At 65.2% G+C, this 20,012-nt stretch carries 19 protein-coding genes; 7 read left to right on the forward strand and 12 right to left on the reverse strand.

Annotation, left to right across the window (positions count from 1 at the left end):
• Positions 1–90: 90 nt before the first annotated feature.
• Positions 91–372 (forward strand): hypothetical protein, encoded by a 282-nt coding sequence (locus tag EH231_RS28395; protein ID WP_234927383.1) that lies wholly within the window; start codon positions 91–93, stop codon positions 370–372.
• Positions 373–380: 8 nt separating this feature from the next.
• Here the strand turns inward: EH231_RS28395 and EH231_RS28400 are convergent, their stop codons facing one another.
• Together EH231_RS28400 and gabT are read right to left on the reverse strand one after the other, a co-directional pair.
• Positions 381–1,835 (reverse strand): NAD-dependent succinate-semialdehyde dehydrogenase, encoded by a 1,455-nt coding sequence (locus tag EH231_RS28400; RefSeq protein ID WP_090423994.1) that lies wholly within the window; start codon positions 1,833–1,835, stop codon positions 381–383.
• 33 nt (positions 1,836–1,868) lie between these two features.
• Positions 1,869–3,215 (reverse strand): 4-aminobutyrate--2-oxoglutarate transaminase, encoded by a 1,347-nt coding sequence (gene gabT / locus EH231_RS28405; RefSeq protein WP_090424785.1) that lies wholly within the window; start codon positions 3,213–3,215, stop codon positions 1,869–1,871.
• A gap of 112 nt (positions 3,216–3,327) precedes the next feature.
• Here gabT and EH231_RS28410 point away from each other — a divergent pair, with 112 nt between their 5' ends.
• On the forward strand, positions 3,328–4,806 hold the full coding sequence (locus EH231_RS28410; RefSeq protein ID WP_090423993.1) for a PucR family transcriptional regulator: 1,479 nt from the start codon (positions 3,328–3,330) through the stop codon (positions 4,804–4,806).
• On the opposite strand, the gene EH231_RS28415 is transcribed toward EH231_RS28410, so the two are convergent.
• The gene (locus EH231_RS28415) at positions 4,796–5,602 is read right to left on the reverse strand and encodes an acyl-CoA thioesterase (protein ID WP_090423992.1); all 807 of its coding nucleotides are present in this window, start codon (positions 5,600–5,602) and stop codon (positions 4,796–4,798) included. The two genes, EH231_RS28410 and EH231_RS28415, sit on opposite strands and share 11 nt — an antisense overlap.
• Before the next feature lie 104 nt (positions 5,603–5,706).
• Entirely contained in the window at positions 5,707–6,867 is a 1,161-nt protein-coding gene (locus EH231_RS28420) for an acyl-CoA dehydrogenase family protein (protein ID WP_090423991.1), read from the reverse strand.
• Between the two features lie 146 nt (positions 6,868–7,013).
• Here EH231_RS28420 and EH231_RS28425 point away from each other — a divergent pair, with 146 nt between their 5' ends.
• Genes EH231_RS28425 through EH231_RS28440 form a run of 4 tightly spaced genes read left to right on the forward strand, consistent with a single transcriptional unit; the run spans position 7,014 to position 9,151 of the window.
• Entirely contained in the window at positions 7,014–7,568 is a 555-nt protein-coding gene (locus tag EH231_RS28425; RefSeq protein WP_090423990.1) for an RNA polymerase sigma factor, read from the forward strand.
• Positions 7,561–8,172 (forward strand): methylated-DNA--[protein]-cysteine S-methyltransferase, encoded by a 612-nt coding sequence (locus EH231_RS28430; RefSeq protein ID WP_090423989.1) that lies wholly within the window; start codon positions 7,561–7,563, stop codon positions 8,170–8,172. Before EH231_RS28425 ends, EH231_RS28430 begins: the two co-directional genes overlap by 8 nt.
• Positions 8,169–8,888: a 2OG-Fe(II) oxygenase gene (locus tag EH231_RS28435; protein WP_090423988.1), complete on the forward strand. Its 720-nt coding sequence runs from the start codon at positions 8,169–8,171 to the stop codon at positions 8,886–8,888. Before EH231_RS28430 ends, EH231_RS28435 begins: the two co-directional genes overlap by 4 nt.
• Positions 8,885–9,151 (forward strand): Ada metal-binding domain-containing protein, encoded by a 267-nt coding sequence (locus EH231_RS28440; protein ID WP_124713786.1) that lies wholly within the window; start codon positions 8,885–8,887, stop codon positions 9,149–9,151. Before EH231_RS28435 ends, EH231_RS28440 begins: the two co-directional genes overlap by 4 nt.
• Here the strand turns inward: EH231_RS28440 and EH231_RS28445 are convergent.
• Complete coding sequence (locus EH231_RS28445) at positions 9,148–12,057, reverse strand: MMPL/RND family transporter (protein ID WP_164481051.1); 2,910 nt, start codon at positions 12,055–12,057, stop codon at positions 9,148–9,150. The genes EH231_RS28440 and EH231_RS28445 overlap by 4 nt on opposite strands.
• Entirely contained in the window at positions 12,054–12,467 is a 414-nt protein-coding gene (locus EH231_RS28450; protein ID WP_164481052.1) for an MmpS family transport accessory protein, read from the reverse strand. The genes EH231_RS28445 and EH231_RS28450 overlap by 4 nt, the downstream gene beginning before the upstream one ends.
• Before the next feature lie 323 nt (positions 12,468–12,790).
• Here EH231_RS28450 and EH231_RS28455 point away from each other — a divergent pair, with 323 nt between their 5' ends.
• On the forward strand, positions 12,791–13,417 hold the full coding sequence (locus EH231_RS28455; RefSeq protein WP_234927381.1) for a sigma-70 family RNA polymerase sigma factor: 627 nt from the start codon (positions 12,791–12,793) through the stop codon (positions 13,415–13,417).
• On the opposite strand, the gene EH231_RS28460 is transcribed toward EH231_RS28455, so the two are convergent.
• Genes EH231_RS28460 through EH231_RS28485 form a run of 6 tightly spaced genes read right to left on the reverse strand, consistent with a single transcriptional unit; the run spans position 13,365 to position 19,875 of the window.
• Positions 13,365–14,744, reverse strand: a complete 1,380-nt coding sequence (locus tag EH231_RS28460) for an aspartate ammonia-lyase (protein WP_090423983.1) — start codon at positions 14,742–14,744, stop codon at positions 13,365–13,367. The genes EH231_RS28455 and EH231_RS28460 overlap by 53 nt on opposite strands.
• Entirely contained in the window at positions 14,741–15,883 is a 1,143-nt protein-coding gene (locus EH231_RS28465; RefSeq protein WP_170856145.1) for a M20 family metallopeptidase, read from the reverse strand. Before EH231_RS28465 ends, EH231_RS28460 begins: the two co-directional genes overlap by 4 nt.
• Complete coding sequence (locus tag EH231_RS28470) at positions 15,873–16,547, reverse strand: DUF1028 domain-containing protein (RefSeq protein ID WP_090423981.1); 675 nt, start codon at positions 16,545–16,547, stop codon at positions 15,873–15,875. Before EH231_RS28470 ends, EH231_RS28465 begins: the two co-directional genes overlap by 11 nt.
• The gene (locus tag EH231_RS28475) at positions 16,544–16,990 is read right to left on the reverse strand and encodes a RidA family protein (RefSeq protein ID WP_124713787.1); all 447 of its coding nucleotides are present in this window, start codon (positions 16,988–16,990) and stop codon (positions 16,544–16,546) included. Before EH231_RS28475 ends, EH231_RS28470 begins: the two co-directional genes overlap by 4 nt.
• Positions 16,990–18,441 carry a 4-hydroxyphenylacetate 3-hydroxylase family protein gene (locus EH231_RS28480; RefSeq protein ID WP_090423979.1) on the reverse strand — a complete coding sequence of 484 codons (1,452 nt, stop codon included), beginning with the start codon at positions 18,439–18,441 and terminating at the stop codon, positions 16,990–16,992. Before EH231_RS28480 ends, EH231_RS28475 begins: the two co-directional genes overlap by 1 nt.
• A gap of 27 nt (positions 18,442–18,468) precedes the next feature.
• Positions 18,469–19,875, reverse strand: a complete 1,407-nt coding sequence (locus tag EH231_RS28485; RefSeq protein ID WP_234927379.1) for an amino acid permease — start codon at positions 19,873–19,875, stop codon at positions 18,469–18,471.
• Between the last annotated feature and the right edge of the window lie 137 nt (positions 19,876–20,012).

Here is a 20,012-nt window from a genome sequence, read left to right on the forward strand (position 1 = left end):
CCGTCAAACGCGCACGGCCGCGGATGGGGACAGCGGCCGCATTCGTTAGATGCGCTCGATCACCGTCTCTCCCGTAGACAGGCACGTCAGATGAGCCGGCGGTTCGCCGGGGTCGGCGTCGGCATCGCCGCCGCGCGCCTACGCGAAATATCCTGCGGCGCACCCGCCGCCGACGCTGAACTGGCGGGTGTCGAATTCGCGGTCGTCGCAGATGAACTCATGCACGACGAGCGGATCGCGAAACTGGCGCGCGGCAAGCAGCGCTGCGCGTCGTGGTTCGTGATCATCGTCATGGGGCTGATCATGTTCAGTTCACTACTGTGCATGGTCGTGCTGATGTTGAGCCTGATGCAGCACTCGGCGCCGTTCTGAGCGACCGCTCAGTCGAACGCAACGCTGAAGTACTGCGTCTCCTGGAACTCGTGCAGACCCTCACGGGCACCTTCGCGACCGAGCCCGCTCTGCTTCATCCCGCCGAACGGGGTCGACGGGTCGGACACGATGCCCCGGTTGATACCGACCATGCCCGCGTCGAACGACTCCGCGAGCCGCAGCGCATCCTGTAGACGGCCCGCAAAAACGTAAGCCGCCAAACCATATTCGGTGTCGTTGACCCAGCGCAGGAGATCGTCCTCGTCCTCCCACACCACCACCGGGGCGACGGGCCCGAAGATCTCGTCGGCCAGGATCGCGGCATCCGGTGCGACACCGGTCAGCAGCGTGGGAGCGACGAACCAGCCCGCGGCCGGCACGTCGGCCTGTGCGGAGATCACGGCACCGTCGGCCACCGCGGCATCGATCGCGGCAGCCACTCGCTGCGCTGCGCGCTCGCTCACCAGCGGACCGATCTGCGACGCCGGATCCGATGCCGGCCCCACGCGCAGTGCCGCGACCTCGGCGCCCAAACCGGCGACGAACCGGTCGACCACCGATGCATGCACATAGAACCGGTTGGCCGCGGTGCAGGCCTGACCGCCGCCGCGGAACTTGGCCACCATGGCGCCTGCGATGGCCGCCTCGACGTCGGCATCGGCGGTGACGACGAACGGGGCGTTGCCGCCGAGTTCCATGCTGGCGTTGACGATCCGGTCGGCAGCCTGCTTGAGCAGCACGCGGCCGACGCCGGTGGAGCCCGTGAACGACACCTTGCGGACCCGGTCATCGCTCAACCAGTTCTCGACCACGGCGGCGGCATCAGTGGTGGGCACCATGTTGACCACACCATCGGGAACACCTGCTGCCGAGAGGATTCCGGCGATCGCCAGTGCGGTCAGGGGTGTCTCGGCCGCCGGTTTGAGGACCACGGTGCAGCCCGCGGCCAATGCCGGGGCAATCTTGCGGGTGGCCATCGCGGCCGGGAAGTTCCACGGCGTCACCAGCGCGGCGACCCCGACCGGCTTGTGGGTGACCATCGTCCGGGTGCCACCGGCAGGGCTGACACCATAGGCGCCGTCGGTCCGCACCGCCTCCTCGGAGAACCAGCGGAAGAACTCGGCGGCATAGCCCACCTCGGCGCGGGCATCGGCCTGCGACTTGCCGTTCTCCGCACAGATCAGGGCCGCCAGCCGCTCGGTGTCGGCGACCATCAGATCGAACACCCGGCGCAGGATGTCGCTGCGCTGCCGCGGGCTGGTCCGGGCCCAGTCACCGAAGGCCCGGTGCGCGGCATCGACGGCCGAGCGGGCGTCCGTCACCGTGCCGTCGGCGACCTCGGCGATGGTCAGGCCGCTGGCCGGGTCGTACACCTCGAACGTCGAGGCAGCACCACGGGCCTGCCCGTCGATGAGGATGCCGTGCTTGGTGTCCAGTTCGGCGATCGCATTCTGCGTGTTCACTCACGTCTCCCAGGGATCGAGTCGGACCGGCGGTCAGCGGGTCTCGGCGAAGATGGCGGCCAGGATGTCCAGGCCCTCCTCGAGCAGGTGGTCAGGCATCGACAGCGGCGGCAGGAACCGCAGCACGTTGCCGTAGGTACCGCAGGTCAGCACCACCAGGCCCTGGGCATGTGCGGCGGCAGAGACCTGCCTGGCCAGGTTGGCGTCGGGCTCGGTGGTGCCCGCCTTGACCAGTTCGACGGCGATCATGGCGCCGCGGCCGCGGACCTCGCCGATCCGGGAATCCTCGGCGGCGATCGCGTCGAGGCGGCCGATCATGGTCTTCTCGATCTCCACGGCGCGGGCCAGCAGTCCCTCACGCTCGATGGTGTCGATGACGGCGAGGGCAGCGGCGCACGCGATCGGGTTGCCGCCGTAGGTACCGCCGAGGCCGCCGGCATGCGGCGCGTCCATGATCTCGGCGCGACCGGTGACCGCCGACAGCGGCAGGCCACCCGCGATGCCCTTGGCGGTGACGATCAGATCGGGCACGACGTCGTCGTGCTCGATGGCGAACATCGCACCGGTGCGGGCGAAGCCCGACTGCACCTCGTCGGCGACGAACACCGCGCCGTTGGCGGTACACCAGTCCTGCAGGGCGCGCAGGAAACCCGGTGCGGGAACGATGAAGCCGCCCTCGCCCTGAATGGGTTCGATCACCACGGCGGCAACGTTCTCGGCGCCGACCTGCTTGTCGATCAGGTCGAGGGCGCGGGCGGCCGCAGCCGCACCGTCGGTCTCGCCGTCACGGAACGGGAACGATGTGGGCACCCGGTACACCTCACCGGCGAACGGCCCGAACCCGTTCTTGTACGGCTGGTTCTTGGCGGTCATGGCCATGGTGAGGTTGGTACGGCCGTGGTAGGCGTGGTCGAACACCACGACGGCCTGCCTGCGGGTGTGGGCACGGGCGATCTTGACGGCGTTCTCGACGGCTTCCGCGCCGGAGTTGAACAGCACGCTGCGCTTCTCGTGGTCACCGGGAGTGAGCCGGTTGAGCTCCTCGGCCACCCGCACATAGCCCTCGTACGGGGTGACCATGAAGCACGTGTGGGTGAACGCCGCGACCTGCTCGGCGACGGCCTCGACGACGGCCGGTGCGCTGTTGCCCACGGTGGTCACGGCGATACCGGAGCCGAAGTCGATGAGCTGGTTGCCATCGGCGTCCACGAGGATTCCGCCGCCCGCCGCGACCACGTAGACGGGCAGTGTCGTCCCGACGCCGCCGGCCACCGCAGCGGTCTTCCGTGCCTGCATCTCCTGCGAGATCGGGCCGGGAATGGCAGTGACGAGTCGGCGTTCCTGGGCGACGGCCGCACCCGCGATCTCAGCGATGGTCACGTGTTCCTCCTGCTGCTGGCGGTTGTTTGTCCTCACGCTAGGGAACCGCGGGCATCGTCGGCAGGTCGGAAATGCACAAATGGATGGCATCAATTGTGCAAAACTGTCACCTATGGTTCTGGTCGGCGATGTCCTGGATGTGCGCGCGCTCGGGTTGGTCGCCGTCGAGGTCTGTCACCGCGACGCACCGGTCCGCTGGGTGGCCACGAGTGAACTCGCCGATCCGGGGCCGTTCCTGGAGGGCGGGGAGATCCTGCTGACCACCGGTCTGGAAACCGGGGCCTGGCACGACCAGTGGGACGGCTACGTGCGCAGACTTGCCGACGCCGGTGTGGCCGCCGTGGGGTTCGCCATCGGCCTCACCCACGCCGAGACTCCTGCCGCCCTCGCGGCCGCCTGCCGAAGGCACCAGCTGAATCTGTTCGAGGTGCCGCGCCGCACCACCTTCGTCGCGATCAGCCGGCACGTCGCGCATCTACTGGAGGAACAGGAGTCGACCGCGACGCGCGAGTCACTCCAGATACAGCGCAAGCTCATCTCGGCCGCAGCCAAACCCGATCCTGTCGTCGCCGTCATCACCGCACTGGCCGCGGCGCTCGACGGCGCGACATGCCTGATGAATCCCGACGGCCGGGTCGTGACCGGCCCGGTTGGCACCCGCCGCAACGAGTTTCCGCTCGACGAGGTCGCCCAGGACGTCAAGCGGTTGCAGGCCCACGGATTGCGTTCGGCCGCAGCGCAGTCCAATCCGACGCTCTCCGTGTCCGTCCATCCCATCGGGCTACGCGGCCGGGCATCGGCCTACCTGGCCGCATTGGTGCCCGCCAGGGCATCGGAGGCGCAGCGCCAGGCCGTGACGACCGCGGTCGCCCTGCTCGGCCTCATCGACGAACAGGATCGTAGCCGCGCCACGACCCGACAGCACCTCCGCAGCCGAGCACTCGAGCTGCTCGCCGAAAGCGATGACCGCACGGCGCAATTGGTGTTGGAGGTGGACCAACCAGCGGCCGAGCTGCCCAAGCACATCCGCTTCCTCCGGGCCACGGGAGACGAGTCCGCGATCGAGAACGCCGTGGCTTCCCTGGAGCGGCGGGGCATCCTCGCCGGGGTATACGTCGGCGAGCTGTGCGCGGTCGTCGCACCCGCGCAGGCGAAAGCAACCGGTTCACAGTTGGCCGAGGGCGGCCTACAGGTCGGCGTCGGGAATGCGGTGACACCCGGCGACGGCGCGACCGGCTATCGCACGGCCGGACTCGCACTCGCCCAGGCCACCGAGGTGTCCGGGGTGGTGCTGTGGGACCAGGTGATCGACAATGGCCCGCTCAGTCTGATCGACCCCGAGAAAGCCGCGGCATTCGCCGAATCCTGGTTGCACGGGCTCGATTCCGAACAGCTGGAGATCCTGCGTTGCTTCTTGCGCCATCACGGATCGCGCCTGAAGGTCGCCGAGGAACTCGGCCTGCACCGCAACACCGTGCGCAACCGTCTCGCGGCCATCGAGGCGGCACTGCCCGGCAAGCTCGATGACCCGCAGACCCGGGTGAGCGCGTGGATCGCCCTGCAATCGGCTCCCGACGACCTCAGGCCTTGAAGTAGACGAACTGGTGACTGGTGGCCAGTAGGACGCCGGTGCGGCCGAACAGGTGCGCGCTCTGGTCGAAGTATCCGCCCGAGAACTTGTGCGCCCGCGCGGTGGCGAGGACGAAGTCGTCTCCCTGGACGGCCAACTGCTCGTCGTCGGCGTGGAAGTACACCGTGATCGTCACCGTGCCGGCCGGTACGAACTGGCCGTGGCGCAGGAAGACCCGCGGATAGAAGATGTCGCTCACCGAGGCCAAAGCGGCGAAATCCATTGGCCTGGAAGGCGTGTTGCGCACCCACAGGGTTGTGGTGGATGTCGGCGATTCCACGGGGACTTCGCTGGGACTGGGCAGCGCCCCGTCGACGAACCGCATGTCATAGTTGTCGAACCACACCACGCCGAACGGCGGGACCGACGGCACGATGTCCTCGGGCGCCGGGGCCTGCGGCGCGGTGATCTCGGTGTCCGACCATCCTTGCCGTCGCAGTCCGAACACCGCGGTGGCGGTGGTCTTGACCTCGCCGTCCTGGCTGAGCTCGACGATCCAGTGCTGATTGGACCGGTTGGTCTTGACGGCCCTGGTCACGATATCGAACTCGCCGTCGGCGATCGGCGCCACGTAGTTCACCGTCAGGGCGATGGGCCGGCCGTGCCGTTGCGGGTGCAACTCGACCGCCCGCACGAGCGTGGCGGCCGTGATACCGCCGAAGGGGCCGACCATGTTGGCCCACTCCGGCACCGTCTGCCCGCGCCACCGGCCGTCACCGGAGGGTTCGAGTTCAAGGGCGTTGTCCAAGGGATGCACCCGGCCACAGTACCCAGGCCGCCTCGCGTTGCTCGGCGCCGCCGGTGCCACCTTGCAGACCGCACCACCCGGGGGAACACCGTCAAAAAATTTGACGGTGACGGTCAGCCAGTTCGCTTGACCGGCGCATAGTTCGGCCGGCCCAACCCAAGCGCCTGCTGCGCGATCATGTTGCGGAACACCTCAAGGGTTCCGCCGTAAATGCCGGTCGGCCCGCCCAAACGGAAGATGTACTCGGCGGCGCCGTCGCCGGCGGCGCCGGTCGTCCCGACGGGCAAGGCGCCTGCCGATCCGACGATGTCCATGAGATCCGGGGACACCTCGCGCATGGTCTGGGCAATCGCGACGCGCCCGTACATGTCGGGGCTACTCATCGCGGCTTCCAGCCGGGCGATGCCCCGGCCCAGCCGATAGCGCGACGCGGCGTCGTCGGGGGCGACGGCCGCTACGCGATCGACAGCCTCGGCCATCAAGGTGATGTGCTCGGTCATGGTGGCGAGCTTCTGCAGGCCGCGGGTCTCGCGTTCGAACGTGCCGTGTTCGAGTTCGAGGGCACCGCGCAGCACCGTCCACCCGCCGTTGACCTCACCGACGCGGTACCGGTCGCTGACCCGCACGTCGCTGTAGTAGGTGATGTTGGTCCGGTCTCCGTCGACGGTGCGCAGCGGCTGGATCTCGACACCCGGGGCATCCAGCGGGACCAAGAACATCGTGAGGCTCTTGTGTTTGGCGGCGGCCGGGTCGGTGTTGGTCAGCAGGAACACGTACTGGGCGTTGTGCGCATTCGAGGTGAACATCTTGGAGCCGTTGATAATCCAGCTCTCGCCATCCCGAACCGCCCGGGTCTTGCAGGTCGCGACGTCGGACCCGCCTTCGGGTTCGGTGTAGCCCAGGCACAGGCGCAGGCTCCCGTCCAAGACACCCGGAAGCACCTCGTCGAGAAGCTCGGCCGAGGCGAACTTCTCCATCGTGTGCGCGACCATCGCGGTGGTCCCCCAGTGGAACCACGGGGTATGGGACCGGCCGATCTCCATTTCCCATATCCGTCGCCGGACCGCGCTGAATCCACCGTCGGCCTCGGCCTGGTAGTCACCAGCCAGGTATCCGGCCTCACCCAGGGCCAGATGCACTGTCTCGTCGAAGTTCTCGCCAGTCTCGCGGTCATGCTCGATCACCTCGTCGGTGACGACCCGGGCCAGGAACGCCCGCAGCTCATCGCGGAAGGCCAGGTCCTCCTCGGAGAGCTCGACATGGGAGAAGTCCATCGGGACACCGTGACACTTCCGGGATCATTTGTAAAGACGACCTGGCGCCGGCGCAACAGCAACAGCAGTGCCCCGCCGGTCAGTTTGGCACTCACAGACGATTGATCTCGATCAGCCCTCGACGCGATGGACGGATTTCAATCACGATGGACACCTCACAAAACTCGGGCATGGAGCGTCTACAGGGTGTGAAAGCCAAACCGCCGTTTGAGACCGTGGTTCGCAACCACGGCCCCACCGTCTTTCGGGTCTGTTGCGCCATCGTCGGCGCGCGCGACGCCGACGACGCCTGGTCAGAAACATTTCTGGCGGCGATGAAGGCCTACCCCGACCTCCCGGCCGACACCAATTTCGAGGCCTGGCTGGTCACCGTGGCCCACCGCAAGGCCATCGACGTCACCCGGACCCGAACTCGCCAACCCATCCCGACCGACGTCGTCCCGGAAACACCGGGCCCCCGCACCGCCGAGAACTTCGACGACCTGGCCGCCGCGGTGGACCAGCTCCCGCACAAACAGAAACACGCCGTCGCCTACCACTACCTGGCCGGCCTGCCCTATGACGAAATCGCCGAGATCCTCGGCGGCAGCGCCGCGGCCGCACGCCGTGCCTCCAGCGACGGCATCGCCACGCTACGCCGCACCTACCTCGGCGAACTCACCGAGGTCGACGCGCCCCCGAAAGGAAAGACCCATGAGTAACGAAGGCATCGTCGGCGACCTGGCCCGAATCACCCAACCCGGCGCAGGCAAGCTGGCCGACCTGCACATCCGACTCGCGGCCGCTGCCCAGCGCGACGGCCTCCTCGACGTCGCCTACCGCACCGTCGACAGCCCGGTCGGGCCGCTGCTGCTGGCCGCCACCGAACAGGGCCTGGTCCGCGTCGCCTACGCCCGCGAAGACCACGACACCGTCCTGCAGCACCTCGCCGATCAGGTGAGCCCGCGCATTCTCCACGCACCCGCCCGCCTCGACACGGCGGCCCGTGAACTCGACGAGTACTTCGCCCGGACGCGACGCACGTTCGACCTGCCGCTGGACTGGCGGCTCTCTGCCGGATTCCGCAGCACCGTGCTGCATCACCTGCCCGAGATCGACTACGGCCGTACCGCCAGCTATGCCGCCGTCGCGGCCCTGGCAGGCAGCCCGAAAGCGGTGCGCGCGGTGGGTACGGCATGCGCGAGAAACCCACTGCCCGTCGTTATCCCCTGCCACCGCGTCGTCCGCAGCGACGGCGCGATGGGTGGCTACCTGGGCGGCGCGGAGGCCAAGCGCTTGCTGCTCGAGCTGGAGACCGCGGCATGAACCGCGCGAACTCCTGGCAGCGACAGGTGGATGCCACCGACTGGAGCCGTGTCGGTGAAGAACTCGACAACACGGGATGTGCGTTGACCGGGCCGCTCCTGACACCGGCGGACGCCGCGGACATCGTCGCGCTCTACCCCGACGTGGGCCGGTTCCGATCGACGATCGACATGGCGCGCTACCGGTTCGGCGAAGGTCAGTACCGCTACTTCCGGCAGCCCTATCCGCCGGCCGTCACCGCACTGAAGCAGGCGCTGTATCCACACCTGCTGCCGATCGCGCGCACCTGGTGGGCCCGGCTCGGCCGGGCGGCTCCATGGCCTGATGACTTCGACGACTGGCTGCACATGTGCCACGACGCCGGTCAGACCAAGACGACGGCGATCCTGCTGAAATACGGCGCCGGGGACTGGAATGCGCTACACCGCGACCTCTACGGCGAGTTGATCTTTCCGCTGCAGGTCGTGGTCAACCTGACCGACCCGGACGTCGACTACACCGGCGGCGAGTTCCTGCTCTACGAGCAACGAGCCCGCGCGCAATCGCGCGGTACCGCCACGGTCATCCCCCACGGGCACGGATTGGTTTTCACCACGCGCGACCGGCCGACCAAGTCGGTACGGGGTTGGTCGGCGGCACCCATCCGGCACGGTGTCTCCACAGTCCGTTCCGGGACCAGGTTCACCCTGGGCCTGGTGTTCCACGACGCCACATGAAGGCCTACACCCTGATCGGCGCCGACGGTCGCCCACATCGCAGCGGCACACCGGGAACCCTTGGGGGACACCACCGCAGCAAGATCTACGGCCGCCTCGACTGCCCGTCGGCCCAACGAGCCATCGCCGCCGGCGGCTATGTCGGCCACCGGGTGTTCTTCGCCGATGCGCAGACCGCCGTATCCGCGGGCTACCGACCGTGCGCGGTCTGCCTGCCCGCCGCCTACCGGGAGTGGAAGACCAGCCAGGGCGACGAGGCCTAACTCGTGGTCACCGGAAGGGCCGCGGTGTCGTCATCGTCCTCTCGGGGTACACGTGGCGGTGCAGGTTTGCGGAAGTGGTTGTCCCCGCGGGGATACACCACCTGCGGCCACCAGAACCACCGGCCCAGCAGCGTGGCGATCGACGGCATCAGCAGCGACCGCACGATCAATGTGTCCAGCAGCAGACCGATCGCGATCGTCGACCCCATCTGGGCCAGCACCACGAGGTCACTGCCCAGCATTGCCGCCATGGTCGCCGCGAACACCATGCCCGCCGAGGTCACCACGCCGCCGGTGCCACCCATCGAGCGGATGATGCCGGTCTTGAGGCCCGCGTGGATCTCTTCCTTGAACCGGGAGACCAGGAGCAGGTTGTAGTCCGACCCGACCGCCAACAGGATGATGACCGACATCAACATGACCAGCCAGTGCACGTGGATACCGAACAGGTCCTGCCACAACAACACCGAGATGCCGAAGGACGCCGCGATGGAACTCGCCGCGGTGCCGACGATCACGGCGGCAGCCACCATGCTGCGGGTGATGATCAGCATGATGATGAAGATCAGCGTCAACGCCGACACCACCGCGATCATCAGGTCGTACCGAGCGCCGTCACTCATGTCCTTGTAGGTCGCCGCGACGCCACCCAGGTAGATCTTGGCGTCGGACAACGAGGACATCTTCAGGCCCTCCTGCGCGGCGGTGCGCTCGGCGTTGACCCGCGCGATGCCTTCCGGTGTGGCCGGGTCAGTCTGGTGGGTGATGAACATGCGCGCCGACTTGCCGTCGGGAGAGAGGAACATCTTCAGACCACGTTCGAAGTCCGGGTTGGTGAATGCCTCCGGCGGCAGGTAGAAGAGATCGTCGTTCTTGGCGTCGTCGAAACTCTGCCCCATGGCCAGCGCAGTGTCATTCATCGCCTGCATCTGGTCGATGAGTGCCTTCTGCGAGTTGTACGACGCCAGCGACAGGTCCCGGCTGGTCTTCATCGACGCGATCGTCTGCGGAAGCAGAGCGGTCAATTTTGGTGCGAGATCCGCTAATTGGTCCGTATTGACCTGCACCGACGCTGTCTTGTCGGTCAGTTCGTCAATGCCGTCGAGGGCATCGAAGACTGACTTCAGCGCCGCGCACATCGGTATGTCGAAGCAGTGCGGTTCCCAGTAGAAGTAATTGCGCATCGGCCGGAACTGGTCATCGAAGTTCGCGATGTTGTCCCGCATCTTCTTGGTGACCTCGAGTAGCTCCTGCGACTTGGCCGCAGAGTCCTGCGTGAGCTTGGTCTGCCGGAGGGAGAGTTGGTACTGCTCTTCCAAGATGGAGATCGAGACATTGGTCGCGTCAACCATTTTCAGCTGGTTGGCCAACTGCTCCCGCTGGAACGGCAGGTTCAGATTGCTGGTCTGCCCTTGGATGGCGGTCTGAAACGGAATCGAGCTGTGCTGGATCGGGATACCCAACGGACGGGTGATGCTCTGCACCATCGCGATGCCCTCGGTGCGCAGCACGTTCTTCGCGACACGGTCCAGTACCAGCATGTCGGCCGGATTGCGCATGTCATGGGTGGATTCGACCATCAGGATGTCCGGGTTCATCCGGGCCTGGGTGAAATGCCGATCCGCCGAGGCGAATCCGATGTTCACCGGAGCCTCGGTGGGCAGGTACCAACGGTCGTTGTAGGCGGGTTTGTAGCCGGGGACGGCCACCACTCCGATCAGCACCACGAATGCGCTGGCCACCAGTACCGGTGCGGGCCAACGGACCACCGTGGTGCCGACCTTGTACCAGAACCGGCCCTTGGCCACCTTTTTCGGCTCGTACAGGCCAACTTTGCTCCCCAGGTACAGGACCGCGGGGCCCATCGTGACCGCGGACGCCACGACGACGATCATGCCGATCGCGACGGGGGCACCCATGGTGCTGAAGTAGGGAAGCCGGGCGAAGCTGAGGCAGTACGTAGCCCCGGCGATGGTCAGGCCCGACCCGATGATGACCGGGGCGACAGACTTGAACGTGGCGTAGTAGGCGTCTTCTCGGTCCAGCCCCTGACTCCGGTCCTCGCGGTAACGGCCGAAGATGAAGATGCCGTAGTCGGTCGCGGCCGCGATGGCCAGCATCGTGAGGATGTTGCCGGCGAAGGTCGTCAACCCGAACACGTCATGGCTGGCCAGAACCGACACCAAGCCGCGCGACGACAACAGCCCCACACCGGTCAATAGCAACTGCACCAACGTGGTTCGGATCGACCGGTAGACGATCAGCAGCATCACCGCGATGGCGATCAGCGTGTAGAGGGTGATCGTGGCCAAACTCGCGTTGCCGATGACGTGCAGATCGTCGGTCAGCGCCGCCGGACCCGCGACGTAGGCCTGCACGCCCGGCGGGGCCGGGGTTTCCTTGATGACCTCGCGGACCTTGTCCACGCCTTCGTTGGCGAGCGTCTGTCCCTGTTCGCCGGCGAGGTTCAGCATCACGTAGGACGCTTTGCCATCGGCGCTCTGCGCCCCGGCCGCGGTGAGCGTGTCACCCCAGAAGTCCTGAATGTGCTGGATGTGCTCGGGATCCTCGCGCAGTTTGCGGATGATCTCGTTGTAGTACTCGTGGGCATCCGGGCCGAGCGCCCGGTCCCCCTCCACCACGATCATCACCGTGCTGTTGGAGTTGAACTCACCGAAATTGGCGCCCATTCGCTTCATCGCGATCATCGACGGCGCGTCCTCGGGCGCCATCGGCGCCGAGTGGAGCTCGCCGACCACCTCAAGCTGCGGCGCGATGACGTTCACGACGACGGCGAAGGCGATCCAGAACAGCACCACCGGAATCGACAGGATTCGCAGCATGTGCGCGAAGTAGGGGCGGTGACCCCGATCATTCTTGGCGTGGGCGGCTGTGGAAGACGTCATGCGGACTTCACCAGGCAGTAGGTCTGGGGTTTGATCCCATTGGCTGATTGCTCCTCACGGACTGTGCCGTTCACGGTGACACGGCACCCGATTTCGCTGCCGTCGCCCAATGCCATGAGATTGGCGCTGACGGTCGGCAATGTGGTCGACAAGGTGACCGACCAGGGCAGCGGCGCCGTGACCTGGTGCACCTTCGCGTCTGGGTCGAAATAGCTGATCTGGGCGGTTGCGCCCGGCGGCCCGTACACGTCGTACACGAGGATCTTCGGATTGAACTGGACGATCTCGATGCCGGCGCCCGCATTCGCGTTGAGGTCTTCGGAGCCGAACATCCGATGCAGGCGCGAGACAACCAGACCCGACACCGCAAGCACGACCACCAGAACCAACGGAATCCAGGCATTCTTCATCAAGCGAGCTCCCCGACCAGGACTCACTGACACCTCCCGACGATTACCCGAACCCGCCGATGGCGATGACCCGCCCCGGCGACCGGCGAATTAGTTCGAATAACTATGTACAGCGTGGACAAACGTTACACCGGTCCACAACCCGCCGCAGTGGCGGCCTATTTCCTGTGAACTCGCTGAAAGAAAGCTTGGGACAGTGGCTTTGGTCATGCAGCTCAACGTTGGTCGACATCCGCGGCCGCCAGGCCATTTGATATCAGCTACCTAGATCAACTACTATTATTCATAGATATTCTATGTATAAGTCGGGAGGTTGCCTGAGGTTGAACAACAACACGGAACCACTGCCCGACAGCCAGGACGCCACTCGGTTCGTCAACACCGTGCTGCCCTGCATCGAGCAAATCCGGGGGCGCGCGCGGCGGCTGACCACCAACACATATGACGCCGAGGACCTGATCCAAGAGACAATGCTCAAGGCCTACAGCGGGTTTCACACCTTTCAGCCGGACTCGAATGCCCGCGCCTGGCTGTTCCGGATCATGTACAACAACTGGGTCAGCACCTATCGCACGCGTCAGCGGGGCGTGGCCGAGCAGCTCTGCGACGAATTCACCGATTGGCAGTTGTCCGCCGAAGCCCGCCACACCTCGTCGGGCCTGCGATCTGCCGAAGTGGAAGCCCTCGAGACCATGCGCGACGACGAGATCGCCGACGCGCTCCGTGCCATACCAGCGGTCAACCGCGTGACGGTATACCTCGCCGACGTGGAGGGCTATCCCTACCGCGAGATCGCCACCCTCATGGGCACTCCCATCGGAACGGTGATGTCGCGACTCGCACGTGGCCGCCGCCGGCTACGCGAGCTGCTCGATGACGTCGCGAAGGACCGGGGGATCATCCGTGTCCCAGCAGGCGGTCCAGGTCCGTCGCCGCAATCGACCCGGTAGCCAAGGCCAGATCGCGTACCCCACCTCGACCGTCCAACACAGCCGCTGCGACCTGACTGGCTCGCGCGTAACCCAGGACTGGAATCAATGCGGTGACCACGCTGACGCTGCGCGCCGAGATTTCCTGCAAGTGATCACGATTGACTTCGATCCCATCCACGCAGTGAGTTCGCAACGTGTCGAATGCCCGGCTCATCCAGCCCATCACCTGCAACAGACCGTGACAGATGATCGGCTCAAAAGCATTGAGCTGGAGTTGCCCTCCCTCAGCTGCCAAGGTGACGGTCAGGTCGTTACCGATCACAGCGAAAGCGACCTGGTTGACCATCTCCGGGATGACCGGATTCACCTTGCCCGGCATGATGCTCGACCCGGCTTGCCGCGCCGGTAGCCGCAGCTCACCCAAACCCGCTTGAGGACCCGACGAGAGCAACCGCAGGTCGTTGCAGATCTTGGAGACCTTCACCGCCGTCCGTCTGAGCGTCGCAGACAGATGTAGGAACGAGCCGGTATCCGACGTGGCTTCGACGAGGTCGGTCGCAGTCACCACCGGCACCCCGGTGATCTCCCGCAAGTGGTCCGCCGCGGCGTGCGGATAGCCGATGACGCTCGTTATCCCCGTGCCGATAGCTGTTGCTCCCAAATTGATTTCACACAACAGGCGGCGCGCCTCCGCTATCCGCGCGAGCTCTTCCTCCACGGTCGACCGCCACGCGCCGAATTCCTGCCCCACCGTCATCGGCACGGCATCCTGAAGTTGAGTGCGCCCGATCTTGGGCACATCCGCGAATTCCTCGGCTTTGACACCGAACGCATCGGCGAGCGCCCCGACCGCTTCCGCCAGCTCACCGAGTGCGGTGATGAGCGCAAGCTTGACCGCCGTCGGGTACACGTCGTTCGTCGACTGTCCCCTATTGACGTGATCATTGGGGTGTAGCTTGTCGTAGCTGCCCCGCGGATAGCCGAGCAGTTCGAGTGCCCGATTGGCGATGACCTCGTTTGCGTTCATGTTCGTCGAAGTACCTGCGCCGCCCTGAACTACGTCGACAACGAACTCCCCGTCCAAGTGACCGTCGATCACCTCCTGGCAGGCGCGGTCGATGACGGTCGCGCGTTCGCCGTCGAGGACTCCGAGATCACGATTTGCGCGAACTGCCGCCTGTTTGACCGCACCCAGCGCCGCGACAAGCGGCCGATGGCTGCCCACCGCGACACCACTGATCTGGAAGTTCTGCAGGGCCCGGGCAGTATGCACTCCCCAATAGACTGTTGCCGGAACATCCTGAGTACCAATCAGATCACGCTCGACACGCACTTGTGATGTCATCGCGGTAGACGATCGGCGAAGACGTCGACCGCGGTCCACGCCAAGGCGATGGCGCCATCGTGAATGGCACGTTCGGCCATTTCCCCGACGCAGTGGTCGGCAAATTGCCGCTGATGGTTGAGCGCGGGCAGTGAGCCGATTCCGATGTAGGGATGAATCGCGGGGACAACCTGAGAGACATTTCCCATGTCGGTCGATGCGCGGTTCATCCGAGCCGCCTCATCGCCGGCGGCAAAACTGCGCCCCAACGCCTCGGCGCTGCGTCGGTATGCCGTCAAAGCTCTCTCATCGGTGCGGAATTCGGCGTATGGCTTGCTTTCCGGCCGCACCGACAGATCGCATCCACTGGCCAACGCACCCGCTTCGAAGCACCGCCACACCTTGGACTCCAGATCAGTGAGCTCTGCCAGGGATTCGGCGCGCACGTACCACCTGCCGCGCGTGCGCTCGGGTATCGCGTTGGGGGCCTCCCCCCCGCTGGTTACCACGCCGTGCACCCGAACCGTTGCCGGGAGCTGCTGCCGGAGCAGCCCGAGGGCCACCTGCGCGATCGTGAACGCATCAGCAGCATTTCGACCGTGCTCAGGGTAGGCCGCGGCATGCGCGGCCTTGCCGGTGAAAGTGATCTCCGAGTGCGAGACAGCGAACGGTCGCGCCTCCGCGACGTCGACCGGGGCCGGGTGAGCCATCATGGCCAAATCGAGGCCATGGAACGCGCCACGCTCCAACATCTCGATCTTGCCGCCACCGCCCTCCTCGGCCGGCGTGCCAAACACCTCGACGGTGAAGCCCGCGTCATCTGCCACACTGGCCAGCGCCAGCGCCGCACCGGCCGACATCGCGGCGATCAAATTGTGCCCGCAGGCATGGCCAAGACCGGGGAGTGCGTCGTATTCGGCGCACAATCCGATCCGCACCCGACCCTGTCCGCTCCGCGCATGAAACGCGGTGTCTAGACCCAGATACGGTGTGGTGACTTCGAATCCACCGTCGGCAAGGTATCCGCTCACCCACCGGACCGCTTGATGCTCGTTCCAGGCGGTCTCCGGATTGGCGTGTAGCTTTTCGGACAACGCTACAAGCGAGGGGAACAACTCTTCGACGGCGCTTTCCACGCGGTCCTTGAGGTCATTCGTCACCGGGCACTCCGTAGGACGGTGCCAGATCGGGTCTGCGTGCCCGCAGTGTGTAGTCCTGGGCCTGCGGTTGCCATACCGACCAGATGTCCTCGAGTCGTGTGATCGGGTCGTCGTCCCAATCCACCCTCAGATCGGTCAGCGGCCACTCTGCGTCGAATACCACGAGCAGACCGCACGAGTGCACCGGTCCTTCTTCTCCGCCGGCAGCTTCTCCGGCCCGCAATCCGGCCAGCAACCGGTCACCGAGGTGCTCGTCGGGTGCGGCCTCGAACGCTTCGACCATCGCCTGAGGCACCTTGTCCGAGGACAGCAGGTTGCCTGCGGCGATCACGTCGAGGCCAGTCGCGACGGTGTGAGTTCCCAATGTGCAAGCACCTGAATGGAACCCCATGTTGCCGGCAGCATCGATAACCGTGAGCTGCCGGTACTCCGGATAGGCAGCGCTGGCCACTACCTGGTCCATCGCTCCACGCGCGTCCGCACCGGCAGCGAGCCGGTCCAGGAGCTTCGAACCCAATGTCGGGTCGGTGACATTCTGAGTACAGGCCACCCCCACACCGGAGCGGGCCCACACACAGCGGGCTGCCACCGCGGGGCTCGAAGAGGTTACGACCGCTCCGAACATCCCGGTGCGAGAGCAGCGCCCGGCCAGCGAGAAAGTCACGGAATCACCGCCGTCACAGTCACTTCGACGACCCATTCCGGTCGAGCGAGGGAATCGATCACCAATCCGGTCGAGGCATAGAACACGCCCTTGAGGCGTTCACCGAGGACACGGTAGACGTCCTCCCGGTACCGCACGTCAGTGAGATACACGTGGCACGAGACGATGTGTTCCAGCGATGCTCCGGCCTCGGACAGCAACATTTCGATGTTGTCCACTGTTTTGTGGGCCTGTCCCGCGGGGTCGCCCACGGCCACGCATTCACGCGTCTCGAGATCCTGGGCCACCTGCCCACGCAGGTATACCGTGTTGCCTGCGACCACGGCTTGGCACAGATCGTTGGACAGACTCTGTTCTGGATATGTGTCGGCGGTGTTGAACGGCCGGATGCGGCGGTGCCCGCCGACCTCGATGGAGTCCGGGGTGGTGGTGGTGTTCGTCATCAGTTTCTCCCGTCGATGTTCTTGATCCCGGCGGACTGGCACATGAGTTCGGTTGCCGGCTCGAAGTCGTAGTTGTTGTAAACCGCCAGCAGGTGCGAGAACGGTGGCGATTGCGCGAACAGCTGAAAGGTCAGCCGGTGGTTGGCGTAGTCGGAGTTCAGCAGGTCACGGCCGTAGGCGAGTAGTTTTCTCCGCTCCTCGGCGTCCACGTCACCGATGGCGAAGTACTTCGACAGCCATCCGGCCGCCTCCTTGTTTCCGAAGGTGGCTGCGCTGGGGGTCAGGCTGATCTGGCATCCGGCCAGATCACGCACGAGGTGCACGATCCGCGGCAGATTACTGCAGGCGAATACCCGGCCGGAGTACATCGTGGCTTGGTGTGGCATGAGATAGCCGCCGGGGCTCGGCTCGGCGAGTTCGATTGCCGCGGTGAGGAATGCATTGATGCCTTCGCGGTATGCGGCTACCTCGGCGATCTTCTCCCGGACGCCCTGATGCATCTTGACGCCCGTTTGTCGCGCACTCGCGTGTGCGAAGCCCAACAGCAGGTCCGCCCAGCGCAGGTGGCGCTGGATGAACGGGAAGATGCTGTACCGGTGCAGGGTAGCTCTGATGAAGCTGGCGGCCTCCGTGTGTCGGTAGAAGAACACGTCCTCCCACGGGATCTCCACGTCGTCGAACACGATCATCGTGTCGATCTCGTCCACCCGGTTGGTCAGCGGGTAATCCTCTGCCGACCGCATGCCCCGGAAGCCCGATCGGCAGATGTGCTTGATATCCGGATGTCCCATGTCAGCGCGGAACCCGACGGCATACTCGGAGTGCGTCTGGTTGTTCCAGTCGCCGATCGTTGGTTTGACGAACGCTTGATTCGAGTAAGCTGCGGCAGTCTCGAATTTGGCTCCCCGCACCACGATTCCGCGATCGTTCTCGCTGACGACGCGGAGGAGGACATCCGGGTCCTGCTCCTGCGGCCACTTGGACCGGTCACCTTTGGGGTCGGTGTTGGCGGAGACATGGAACGGGTCCGTCAGGGTGGCAGTGCGGACGTGACGCACGATGTTCTCGGAGAATGCCGGATTGATCTTGTTCAGGACGTCCTGGCCGTCCGCCAGCGACCACATTTCGCCCACTGTTTCGTCGCCGACCCTGGTGACGACGCCTCCGGCATGGTTGAGGATGGTGTCTACACCGCGACGTTTGGCGTGCCAGTCCTCCTTGGTCAGCGGAGGCTTTGATCCGATGGCGCAGATATCGCCGCTCTCGTCGTCGACGTAAGTCATGGTGTTCCGGGTCAGTTCGTCATGACCGAGGTCGTAGATCCGGGCCCGGATGTCGACGATCGGCTGGAACGCCGGATGCGTCGTGACGTCGTCGACACGCTCTCCGTCGATCCAGACGTTGCGTCCGTCGCGGATCGATTCCCGGTATTCCTCTCCGGTTCTGATCATTGATATTCCTTCTCTGTCGCGCGCCGCTCAGGCGCCGGTGGTGGGGTCGGGGGCAGGTTGAGCGCCGCGTGCGGCACGGAGGCGATAGGCGAGCAGGATCACGCCGAATGCGACAAGGCTCAGGAGGAACTGAGAGCGGGTCTCTTCAATCAGGGACATCATGGTCAGCACAACAACCATCCACGCGATGGAGAACCACGACAGGTACGGGAAGCACCACATTTTCAAGCGCAAAGCCTCCGGGTCGGTGGCTTCGAGTCGTCGGCGCAGCCGGATCTCGGCGGAGACCAAGATGATGTAGTAGATGAGCTGAATGGCCCCCGATGAGTTGATCAGGAAGATGAAGACCTGTTCGGGGAAGAAGTAGTTGGCCACTACGGCCGCGTATCCCATCGAGGTGCCGGCCAGGATCGCCCGCACCGGGACGCCACGTCGGTTGACCTTGACCAGGGCCTTCGGCGCATCACCCTTTTCGGCCAGCGCGAACAGCATTCGCGACGTGATGTACAGGCAGGAGTTCAGCGAGCTGAGTACCGCAGTGAGCACGATGGCTTCCATCACCACCGACATACCGGGAATCCCGATGTGCCCCAACACCACCGCGAATGGGCTCCGAATCGTCTCGCCGGTGAACGCGGTGTCCCAGGGCACCGCGGCAACGATCAGCAAGATGGATAGAACATAGAAGGCGAACACCCGCGCCATCACCTGCTTGGTCGCCCTGGCCGCGAACTCGACGGGTTTCTTGGACTCGGCCGCGGCGATCGTCGCGATTTCTGCGCCGCCCATCGAGAACAGCACCGTCACACTGCCCACGAGCGCGGCCACGATGCCGTACGGAAACATGCCGCCGTGCGAGAACAAGTTGGTCAAGCCGGGGCTGTCGGGTTTGCCTACGAGACCGAGCAAGAACAGGCCGGTAACGCAGATGAAAAAGATGATCGCGATGACTTTGATCGATGCGAACCAGAACTCCGCCTCACCATAAGCCTTGACCGACAACAGATTGACGGCTGTCAGGAGCAGGACCAGACCGAGGCATAACAACCAGGCTGGAACTCCCGGAAGATAATTGGCGAGGATTCCCGCGCCGGCGACTGCCTCGATCGCGGCAACGACCACCCAGAAGTACCAGTAGAGCCAGCCCACGCTGAACCCCGCCCAGTGGCCGAGGCCGTCACGGGCGAAGTTCGCTACCGATCCCGATGATGGTCGTGCCACTGCCATTTCGCCGATGGCGCGTATGACGAAGATCATCAGTACGCCGGACAACGCGTAGCTGAGTACAGCTGCGGGTCCGGTGCGATTGATCACCGCACCGCTGCCGACGAATAGACCCGCCCCGATGATGCCTCCGAGGGCGATCATCACAATGTGACGGTTGTCCAGGCTGCGCCGCAGCCCGTTCTCGGGGGAGGCACCGGCGTCGGACACTGGAAGCGGCTCCGTGGATGGTGCCGGCGCTCCACCGGACTGCTGCATAGGAACTCCTGCCGTCAGGATGATGTGTTCCGTCGACTATGACGCCGCTCACCTACCCTGTACAGTCGAAGTATTTGAAGTTACCGATT

Source organism: Mycolicibacterium nivoides (assembly GCF_003855255.1).
GTDB classification, from domain to species: domain Bacteria; phylum Actinomycetota; class Actinomycetes; order Mycobacteriales; family Mycobacteriaceae; genus Mycobacterium; species Mycobacterium nivoides.